At 58.2% G+C, this 9,241-nt stretch carries 13 protein-coding genes; 1 reads left to right on the top strand and 12 read right to left on the bottom strand.

The window, feature by feature from the left end:
- Window positions 1-5 precede the first annotated feature (5 nt).
- From ATI14_RS27715 to ATI14_RS27705, 3 genes are read right to left on the bottom strand one after another with little or no spacing between them, the layout of a single operon-like run.
- Entirely contained in the window at window positions 6-377 is a 372-nt protein-coding gene (locus tag ATI14_RS27715; protein ID WP_016973545.1) for a TIGR03745 family integrating conjugative element membrane protein, read from the bottom strand.
- Window positions 378-394: 17 nt separating this feature from the next.
- On the bottom strand, window positions 395-634 hold the full coding sequence (locus tag ATI14_RS27710) for a TIGR03758 family integrating conjugative element protein (protein WP_016973544.1): 240 nt from the start codon (window positions 632-634) through the stop codon (window positions 395-397).
- The gene (locus ATI14_RS27705) at window positions 631-966 is read right to left on the bottom strand and encodes an integrative conjugative element protein, RAQPRD family (protein WP_016973543.1); all 336 of its coding nucleotides are present in this window, start codon (window positions 964-966) and stop codon (window positions 631-633) included. The genes ATI14_RS27710 and ATI14_RS27705 overlap by 4 nt, the downstream gene beginning before the upstream one ends.
- Before the next feature lie 297 nt (window positions 967-1,263).
- Between ATI14_RS27705 and ATI14_RS27700 the strand changes: the two genes are divergently transcribed.
- Window positions 1,264-1,845 carry a hypothetical protein gene (locus tag ATI14_RS27700; protein ID WP_080520663.1) on the top strand — a complete coding sequence of 194 codons (582 nt, stop codon included), beginning with the start codon at window positions 1,264-1,266 and terminating at the stop codon, window positions 1,843-1,845.
- A 19-nt stretch (window positions 1,846-1,864) separates the two neighbouring features.
- Here the strand turns inward: ATI14_RS27700 and ATI14_RS27695 are convergent, their stop codons facing one another.
- The 9 genes from ATI14_RS27695 to radC form a co-directional block, all read right to left on the bottom strand.
- Window positions 1,865-2,593 (bottom strand): TIGR03747 family integrating conjugative element membrane protein, encoded by a 729-nt coding sequence (locus tag ATI14_RS27695; RefSeq protein ID WP_080520664.1) that lies wholly within the window; start codon window positions 2,591-2,593, stop codon window positions 1,865-1,867.
- Between the two features lie 40 nt (window positions 2,594-2,633).
- Window positions 2,634-4,793: a type IV conjugative transfer system coupling protein TraD gene (gene traD / locus ATI14_RS27690; protein ID WP_016973541.1), complete on the bottom strand. Its 2,160-nt coding sequence runs from the start codon at window positions 4,791-4,793 to the stop codon at window positions 2,634-2,636.
- A gap of 8 nt (window positions 4,794-4,801) precedes the next feature.
- Window positions 4,802-5,317, bottom strand: a complete 516-nt coding sequence (locus ATI14_RS27685) for an integrating conjugative element protein (RefSeq protein WP_016973540.1) — start codon at window positions 5,315-5,317, stop codon at window positions 4,802-4,804.
- Window positions 5,314-5,853, bottom strand: a complete 540-nt coding sequence (locus ATI14_RS27680) for a lysozyme family protein (protein WP_016973539.1) — start codon at window positions 5,851-5,853, stop codon at window positions 5,314-5,316. The genes ATI14_RS27685 and ATI14_RS27680 overlap by 4 nt, the downstream gene beginning before the upstream one ends.
- The gene (locus ATI14_RS27675; RefSeq protein WP_016973538.1) at window positions 5,835-6,554 is read right to left on the bottom strand and encodes a TIGR03759 family integrating conjugative element protein; all 720 of its coding nucleotides are present in this window, start codon (window positions 6,552-6,554) and stop codon (window positions 5,835-5,837) included. The genes ATI14_RS27680 and ATI14_RS27675 overlap by 19 nt, the downstream gene beginning before the upstream one ends.
- A gap of 9 nt (window positions 6,555-6,563) precedes the next feature.
- A complete protein-coding gene (locus ATI14_RS27670; protein ID WP_016973537.1) occupies window positions 6,564-7,235 on the bottom strand; it encodes a hypothetical protein in 672 nt (223 codons plus the stop codon).
- Window positions 7,232-7,774, bottom strand: a complete 543-nt coding sequence (pilL2, locus tag ATI14_RS27665) for a PFGI-1 class ICE element type IV pilus protein PilL2 (protein WP_016973536.1) — start codon at window positions 7,772-7,774, stop codon at window positions 7,232-7,234. Before pilL2 ends, ATI14_RS27670 begins: the two co-directional genes overlap by 4 nt.
- 106 nt (window positions 7,775-7,880) lie before the next feature.
- Window positions 7,881-8,627 (bottom strand): DUF5983 family protein, encoded by a 747-nt coding sequence (locus tag ATI14_RS27660; RefSeq protein WP_016973535.1) that lies wholly within the window; start codon window positions 8,625-8,627, stop codon window positions 7,881-7,883.
- 52 nt (window positions 8,628-8,679) lie between these two features.
- Window positions 8,680-9,174 (bottom strand): RadC family protein, encoded by a 495-nt coding sequence (gene radC / locus ATI14_RS27655; RefSeq protein ID WP_016973534.1) that lies wholly within the window; start codon window positions 9,172-9,174, stop codon window positions 8,680-8,682.
- Window positions 9,175-9,241 lie beyond the last annotated feature (67 nt).

Below are 9,241 nucleotides of genomic sequence, written 5' to 3'. Positions count from 1 at the left end.
CGACCTCAAAGAATCGCGGCTGCCTTGGTCAGGAACCAGATGATGATCACCACCAGTAGGGCGCCGATACCAACCACGGCACCGAGGTCTTTCCAAGTCTTGCGCTGATTTTGCACGTCGGCATACACCGTCAGCGAGTGCCAAGCCACGCCAAGAAACGCAAGCAAGGCGATCAGCAGGCCGAGCAGGATGCCGCCGTCGTAGGCGTAGTTTTTGATCGTATCGATCAAGCCGGATCCTTCACCACGTGAAGGAGCTTCCATGGTGGGAAGCTCGGCAAAAGCCAAACTTGGACCGAGCACCAGCAGCAGACCGATCAAGCGCTGGCTGGCACCATCGCGCAGGTTGTTTTTCAGAGGGGCAAGGCACTTGAGCATGACGGCGATCTCCGGTGTTAGGACAGGGTGAAGAACATCAAAACCAGTAAGGTGAGCAGTACGCGTGCGGCACTGCCGCCCAAGGCGCCGAAGCGCACACTGCCGGCGGCCCAGCCCCGGTAAGCGGTCCATATCACCCAGGCGCACCAGAGCAACGCCAGGACGAGAATCAGCGAGATCCAGAGCGTCGAACTGCTCTGTGCCGAGAAGCCGGAGGCGTTTTGGAACGCTGAGCTTTGGGCGTCGGTCATGCTCATGGCGCCGACTCCACAGACAATGTGTCGAGACGGTATTCACCGACCAGCTCAGCGGGATCGCGGGGTTGAGCACGGGAAGGGGAGAGATAGCCCTGCACACCAAAACGGACGCGCTGTATGTCTCGAACGAACTGGGGATAGTCGAAGCGATAGCGTTCGTCCGGTTCGGCCGTGCTGGCTGCCTCAGCTTGCGTTGTTAGGCGCTCGAGAATGGCGAGTTGATGCAGAATAAGACTGAACTGATCCTGCTCATGCGCAGATGCGGCGTAGCCGCCGCTATGGAACGTCATCAATATGAACAGCGAGCAGATTCGGAAAAATGTAGTTGGCATGTGGATGGCCCATTTGAAGATGGGGCCAGCATTCAACTAATGTCCAAGGCTCAGCAGTAAGAAACACGAAACACGCTGCGTCATTTTATTTCGGCACAGTCTCTGATCAGTAGCGAGTTCGGAAACCGTATCGAGCGCTATAAAACGCGGAAAATGACGCGATTGGACCGCAAGTTCGGCCTCGGTTACTCATGAAAAACGATCAGTAGCCGTTAACGTTTGACTCTACTAACACCATCGTTAGGAGGGCGCAGATAAGCGCGGACGAAATCAGTTAACGAAAAGTGAGTGCAAAGAGTGAACATCCAACAAGCAATTCGGCGGTACCGTATTCGACAGGCCGTGGGTTTCTCCTTGATAGTTTTCGGTGCGCTATTTTATTTGGTTTCATCGTTGATTTTTTTGCACCGTCAAGCAGAGATTCTCGCTGGCACAAAGATTTTTGGGCATCTGGGAGGGGTTGTGCAAAATTTAGTAGCCGACATTTATCAGGCCACATCACCCTACATCGGTTTTGTGTGGCAGCACGCGCCGACCCTCAGCCAGGAAAACCCGCTCAGCTATGGAAATTTGCTGTTTTTCGGTTTGCTGGGTGTGATGATTATTGGAAAGCAAATTCTCCTTTCCGCGAGCCAACTCAAGAGGCGTGTTCAGGTTCAACTCGAACGTCTTGAGGAGGCTCAGTGGCGCAATTCGATGCAAAATGGCGTAGCGACCCAAGTCAACGCGAATCAGGTCGGACAGATAAATTTCTATCAGCAATCTATGCCGCCGTCCTCTAGCGGTGATTGGTGGCAGCGGCCGTTGGGTATTGTTGGTTTGTCTATCATTGGCGGCTACATCGTCGCGGTGTTGGCCAAACTCACCGGAATGGTCTAACACGCCAGCAATACGTTTATCAGATGTATTTTTTAAACGTCGCCGCGGTGATAGCTGTCGTTATTCCGAGCGTCACCGCGCACGGCAAAAATACGGCTATAGGATTGAGCGAGAAGGGTAGAGAGAGATAAATGATCCACGGCACGATCAGCAATGGCATCACTGCCCGCTTGGCGCGGTGATAGACAAAACTGCTCTCTCGCCCGGCTCCAAATTTTCGCAGGTCACGGTGCATCAGGCCGTCGATAAAACCGGTGAACATCGCCAGCAGAAACAAGGGTGTGGCCAGGGCCAGAATGGTCAGGCGCACCACGAAGGTGAAGCTGACGTACACCGCTGCCAGCACAAAGTCCTCGATGCTCACGTAGAGCTGATTGATCCCGCTCCATAAGCCGTTGCCCTGGCTCGAGACTCGAGCCTGCTGGGCAAAATCCGTAAAACCGGTCTTGACCAGTAACCACTGCTTGAGGAAATCCAACCACTGGACAATCGTCTGTCCAGGCTGTTGGATAATCAGTGAGGATGTGAAGTGCTCACTGAACCAGCCCAGTTCGCTGCTCATCATCGCCTGACTGTGTCGCCAGCCTTGATCGCCCCAGAACAGCAGCAGACCGGCCCACTCGATTAGAATCGAGAGCAGCAACGAGGCGATCAACAAACCGATAATGCGCAGGACCAGGCTAATCGCCGAGACGATCAGCCCTGGGCTCTGGTTGGGTTGCGGTGGAGGGCGCTGAGATGAAGTCATCCTCCTTGAATCCACGAGATGCACTGTAGGGCCGACGGCGTCATAGGGCTTCCTTAGCAGGAACACTTGCATCCAGCGCTGAAGGAGTGCTTGGAGGCGTAACCCGATCTGGATCGAAGTCTAGCGTCGGACCGCCGCCACTTGCACTCCACCAGTGCCCCGCCTGTTCGTTGTAGCTGACGCGCATCCGCTGAGTGAGCTCTTGAAGATCCTTGGGCATGGCATCGTCTGGCGAAGGTTTGGGCAGAGGCATGCGGACTTTCCAGAGCTGACCGCCCACCTGGAACGAGAACATTTGCCCCTTGGGTAAGCTGACGATATGGGCCGGTTCGATCAGTGGCACGCTGGTGCTGCTGACCCGGTCTTGGGAGGACGAGGTGAAATCCGTGTTGGCCTCCGGATCGGAGGTGTCGGTGGCCCCCGAGACCAGGGTCTTGGTCAGCACGTTGATCTTGGGCAACTGTTGGGTGAGCAGCTCAGCGGTGGCGGTTTCGCGCACGCGGAGCATCTGCAGCGTGTTGAAGTTGCCGATGACCTGGCCGGCTTTGGCGCGGTTGCCGATACGCGCTTCGATATCGCTGAGGGTTTGGGTGTACGCCGTCACTTGGATACCCGCGCCGCCGCCCTTGTTGATCAGCGGAATGAATTCATCGCCCATCAACTCGTTGAACTCATCGGCGTGCAGGTTGATCGGTAGCTTGTCACTGCTGCTGCCTGATGCGGGCAGGCCATGATCGATGCCGTGTTTGTAGATATGCCCGGCCACTGAGACCAGATCGGCAAACATGGAGTTGCCCACGGCGGCGGCCACCTCGGCGTCGGTCAACGCATCGAGGCCGACGTAGACGATGCCGCGTTTTCGGATGATCTGCATCCAGTCGAAGATCGGCCGCGGGTCATCTAAATCGGTGTAGTTGGGGGCCAGTAACTGGGCGGTCTTGCCGGTGGTGAGTTTTTCCAGCAGCGGTAGTAGCGAGGCAACAATCTTGTCGAAGTAAGTACGGTCGTAGCGCACTGCCGAACGCAGCCCGTCCATTACCGGATCAAATACCCGTTTGGCCGCCAGGTACTGCTCGATGGCCACCACGCGCTTATCGCGTCCCACCATATGCCGGGGAATGTTTTTCTCGGTGAGCTTGCCTTCGAGCTGGACGATCACTTCCCACGCCTTCGGGTCGGTCTTGGCGAAAAACTGCTGGGCGTACTCGATGAACAGGGCGTCGATGTTGACCACATGTCGCTGGATCTGCAGGTAGTCTGGACGCCGGCCCAACTCGATCAGAGCGCGGGCGATGATGTTGACGAAACGCCAGGCGAACTCACGAAAGGCCGCAGAGTTGCCTTCACCGCTGAGCTGCCCGGCGATGCGCGACGCCACTTCCGAAATTCGCCCGAAACGTCCTACGGCGTTGTAACGCGCGGAGATCTCTGGCCAGCCTAGATGGAAAACATAGAATTCCTTCTCCCGACCGGCGCGCTTGGCTTCGACATACATCCGTTTGAGCAAGTCGGCATCGCCCTTCGGATCGAAGACAATCACTACCTCATGTTCAACACGGTGAATGTCCTGAGTGATGTACACCTCGGCAAGTCGCGTCTTGCCGACACGAGTAGTGCCGAGCACCAGGGTGTGTCCGACCCGTTCGCCCAGTGGCAGACTGACCTCCGTTTCATTGGGCTCGACCCCATGCAACAGCGGCGAGCCACCTACCGAGGGCAAAGGGCGCAACGGATTGAAGGCACTGTCCCAGGCGGTGACACGGGCCAATGTCGAGAGCGGAAACGGTGCATGCTCCAGGCGCCGTTCGAGTCCTCGGGCCAGGCGGTAGGTGGTCGGTTGCTCGACATAGTGGGCGACTGCCGGATCCTGGGCCTCGACCAAGCGCTGGGTGTGCAGGCGGGTCCAGCGAAAGCCGGGACCCATGAATAGACGTTTGCGGCTGACCGGAATCTGTCGGCTGGTCAGTTCGTAGCGGGGTAGGCGACGGATATTGCGCCGATAGCGTAGCACCTCCCAGGCTTGTCGCAGGCGGATGAGGCCGAATAGGGCGTAGGCCAGCGCTGCAACCAGACCGATCTCGGGTGATAGGGCCACGGCCCAGGGCGAATACACGCACAGCACCGCGGCGGCGATGCAGATCGCTACGGTGTACAGCTCCACCGCTGGCCGGAGCTTGGATTCCATTGCATGTTCGGTCATGACCGGGCTCACTGTTCCAGTGAGGTGGCAGTGATCAAGACGGGGTAGTGCTCAATCTGCAAGCGGGTGGCGATGTCGTTGCCGTTGACTGGCAGTATAGTGATGCCCGGAGCGGCTGCTCGAATCCGGGCCAGGGCTTCAGTATTAGCCACTTCGACGGCGAGGCCAGCCGCGCCTATTTTCTGCAATCCAGCCGCGCGTTGATGCAACCAAGCCAGTGACTGGTTATCCTCACCGACCAGGAAAAATGGCCGTAAGCCCGGCATGTTCAGGGCACGAGACGTGATCTGGCCTGGGGTCAAGAGAGAGCTGCGGACGGGCAGTGTCCAGGCTTCATCAGCAAACGTGGATAGGTCTGTATGTATGGCCCGATCGGACTGGATCTGGTTGTTTATGGGCGGCCTGGCGACCTGAAAATGGAGGCGGGTGAAGTCGCTAGGCTGATCCCCGGCTACGGTCAACTCCGGCTGGGCGAACGGTGCCAAGAGTAGGATGAAATAGCCGGTAAGGGATATTCGCTTCATGGTGGTGTGCCCTGTTCGAAGGAAACCAGCAGTCGTTCGAGTTGTCGGGAAAAGCCTACGCGGTAACGCGCAGCCGGCGCGCCGCCTGCCGGGCGGTGATAGCGTCCGGCTGCTGATACCCAATCGCCGGTGGCGGCGTGATGCTCTTGTAACAGCGCGGCGGTCACGGCGAGATTTCGGTAGGGATCCAGGGCTTCACAGGGGCTCGAAAAACGTTGGCCGTGGTAACCCAGGTTGGTTTGCCCGAGTCCGGCGTCGACCCGCTTCGCGTCATGTCGGGCGAGCGCCTGAAGCAAGGCGTGACAGGCGGCTTGGCGACTGGCGAAGCGGTAAGGTGTTCCGGCGATGTTAAGGGTCCAAGGCCAGGGTCGCAGTCGACCACGGACGCGAATACCACTCTCTTGCAGGGCAATGGCGAACAGCACCGTAGAAGGGATGTCGGCGCCACGCGCCGCCAATTGGTAGGCTGGAGGTGGAAGCTCCTCGGCCTGTGCCGCTAGCATCAGCGCAATACCACTCAGTCGAGGCGTTGCCATTGTCCATTCACCTGTTGAAATGTGGCAGGTAATGACCCCAAGGCACCCAGGCTGAACCAGCGACCACGGTCGTGGTTCAGGGTGATTTGGCGGCGTTGAACCTTGGTCGGATCAATGCCGGCTTGCCGAGCCCAGCGACGGACGCGTTCATCCTCGCCTTGGCTGCCCACCAGGTAGATATCGAACGCCGTGTCACTGCTTTGCAGACGCTGCGCTTCGGCGGTGCATGCTGGGCAGTGATCCTCGACAAACAAGGCTTGGCGGGGCGCGGCCGCTGAGCCGATGGGGGACGGGGATGCCATGCCCTGGATCGGCAGCAGCCCGGGGAACAGCTTGGCCCAGGCCGCGGTGTAAGCGTTTTGGTAGGCCAACTCGCGTTCGGCGCGTTTGGCTTCGAGCGCTACCTGTAGTTCGGCATAGCGATGGCGCTCTTGGTCGGTCTCGGCTTCGACTCCGAGTGTGGTCAACGGATCGAGGTTCGGGCTCCAGAAACCGCGTGGGCCGGCTTGGATCTGTTCGAAGCGCGTCCACTCCTGCTCGGTCAGCCCCCAGCTCGCAGCCTGTTCAGAGTGAGAGCGCCGCAGCGGAGCGGACTGCGTGTCCTGAATCCGTGACTGTGTCGTGACGGGGTTACCCACCGCAGCACCGGTGATCAGTAGCGAAACCAGACAGACGATGGCGGGCAGTTTCGTTCTGTTCATGATTGCTTCTCAAGGGAGGTGCACGGTCTGGTCTGGCTGAGCGGCCACCGCGAAGATGGCAGCGTTCGGCTCCAGTACTTTTAGGTGCCAGGCGCCGAATTCCTCGCCGCTATGCAGCAGTCGAACCTCTGTGAGAGAGCGGCTGTCATGAGGTGCGATCGCCAGAAAGTGCTCTCCACCGCGGGACTCGACCCCCAACACTGAGAACGGTGGCGAGAGCGGGATGGGCTTGGGGTGAGCGGTCTTTTTCGGCTGGGTCGTGGAAGAGGTCGGTGGTGGGAGTGAAGGCTTGGTCTTGAGGTTCAGGAGCTGCTGCTCGACGTGCTCAAAGCGTGCACGTAGCGCGGTCATGTCTGCCGCGGTGGCACGGGCTGCCAGACCATCGTGCAGTTCCTGTATTTCTTGCGCCCACTGATCCAGCATCGGATCGAGGGTATTGGCCTGTAGCTCACCGGTATCGACCATTTGCTTCAGGTCTATCAGTGCGTACTGCAGTTTTTCCTGTGTGTCCTTGAGAGCGCTTGAATCTCGTTGCAGGATGTCCAGGGTTTGTTGGTATTGCGTATCCGTGCTCTGTAGCTCGGCCAAGCGCTGATACTGGTTATACAAACCACTGCTCAGGCCGGCGACCGCCAGGCAAAGCAATCCAATGATGAGGGTTTGAAACGTTGAGGCTTTCATGGACGCGCCTCCCATTGATGGGGCGAGACTGGCGTGATCGGCGTGACGCTGGCATTAGTTTTTTGCTGTTCGAAGCAAACCGAACGGCTGACTTCATCGGTCGTGAGTTGCCAAGCGGGGCCAGCCAACACTTGTAGCGCGCGGCGCAACGGGATTGGACCGAGCTGGTAATGGGCCGCTGGCAGGGGCCGGGTAAACAGCACCTCCACCGACGGGGAAACTGGACAGAGCGAATAACCCGAGCGCAGCAGCACGTAGTGCATCGCCTCCTCTACCGATGGATTTAGGTTGGACGGGATACTCACGTCAATGATTTGAGCGAGAAGATCGCGTTGTTCCGTGGTGGGTTCGGTGCTGACCAGCGTATAGCGGCCATAACGAAGCTCTGCCGGATGGCTTCCTACAGCTGTGGCCGACGAGAGCTGGGCCTGATTGAAGCCACTGTCGATCTCTGAATGGGTCGGTAATGGGGTAGGGATTTGCGCAGTGCAGGCGCTCAACAAACCCAGCAGGCACACAGGCGTGAAAAAACGCTCCATGGAAAAAACCTCATGTCAGATTCAGTGCAGAACCTGACATGAGGTGAAGGAGCGATTCAGTGAGAAAGTTGATTCAAGGCGGTTCGTGTTAACGCTGAACACGTTGCTATTCGTCAAAAATGGCGAGCCCATCCAAAACGGCAGCGTCGGGGTCGAAAATCAACAATCGCACATCCGCCAATGCCGCCAGGTACAGTGTGTTGACCAAGGCTTCCGGCGTGCCGGCGTCGAGCTGCTCTTGTCTCAGGCTGGAGTATGGCTGGCTCTCAATGTTCAGCAGGTTGTCGTCCGTCCATGGCGTGCCGATCAGTTTGCAACCGATGCCACAGCAATCCGGCAAGTTGAACAGCTCGAACAAGAGGCCGGTTTGCCACAGGGCGGAGTGACCGACCCACGCCTCCAGGCACAGCATCGCTTCGTCGGGAAGGTGCGCGGTACTGATCTCCCAGGCTCGACTGTAGTGTCCCGTTTCGAAGCTCAAGCGATGGACCATGACTTGGGCTTCTTCCAGGGAGTACAAATCGCCGACGTGATGCCGCTCGTTGAACATTTCGCCCATCACGGCGTAGATCACTTGGCGCACCAACCCGGTAGACGGGCAGCGTTCCTCCAAGTCCTTCGGAATGGATTGGCCTTCGCTGATCAAGACGAAATCGTCATTGAACAGGCAGGGGAACAGTTGCAACTCTTCGTCGGGCAGCTGCGCCTGTGTGTCGTGTACGGGGCGAAAGCAGGGAGGGCAGTCGTTTTCATCGGTGATCAGTAGCAGCCGTGCGATATGCAGGTTGTCGTAGCCGCGAACAAATGGGTTTGAGGCCGTCAGCAGGGTTGAGGTTTGGTGTGCGGGGTGCATGAGGGTTCTCGAGAGTGAAAATGAACAAGGCGCCCGAAGACGCCTGTGAGGATTACAGCCAGCCATGTTCGGCAAGGGAGAGCGGACGGCCTTCACCGACGATGAAGTGGTCCAAAACGCGCACCTCGATCATGGCCAAGGCCTCCTTCAACCGTGCGGTCAAGAGGCGATCCGCCTGACTGGGTTCCGTACAACCTGAAGGGTGGTTGTGGACCAAAATGACAGCGCCGGCGTTATGAGCCATGGATCTCTTCATGACCTGTCGGGGGTAAACGCTGGCGCCGTCAATGCTGCCGTGAAAGAGGATCTCGAACGCCAGCACCCGGTGCTGGGCGTCGAGAAACATCACACCGAAGACCTCATGCTCCTGTTGCACAAGGTGCAGTTTTAAGTACGAGGCCACGGCGTCAGGTGAGGTCAGGGTAGGGCCGCGGGTGAACAGCCGACGATCCAGAATATGCAACGCTTCGTCGATCATCTGGTTTTCTTGGACGATACGATCAGCCTCGACATCCGAGGTTTCAATCAGTGTGAGTTGGGTGCTCATGGTGGTACCTCCGAAGGGAACAATCAGGGGTACACGCCCGAGGGGAGTGGAGTCCCCAGGTGGATAT

Origin of the sequence: Pseudomonas tolaasii NCPPB 2192, assembly GCF_002813445.1 — a bacterium.
GTDB classification, from domain to species: domain Bacteria; phylum Pseudomonadota; class Gammaproteobacteria; order Pseudomonadales; family Pseudomonadaceae; genus Aquipseudomonas; species Aquipseudomonas tolaasii.
Note: the sequence above shows the minus strand (reverse complement) of the source record. Positions and strands in the feature narration are given on the sequence as shown.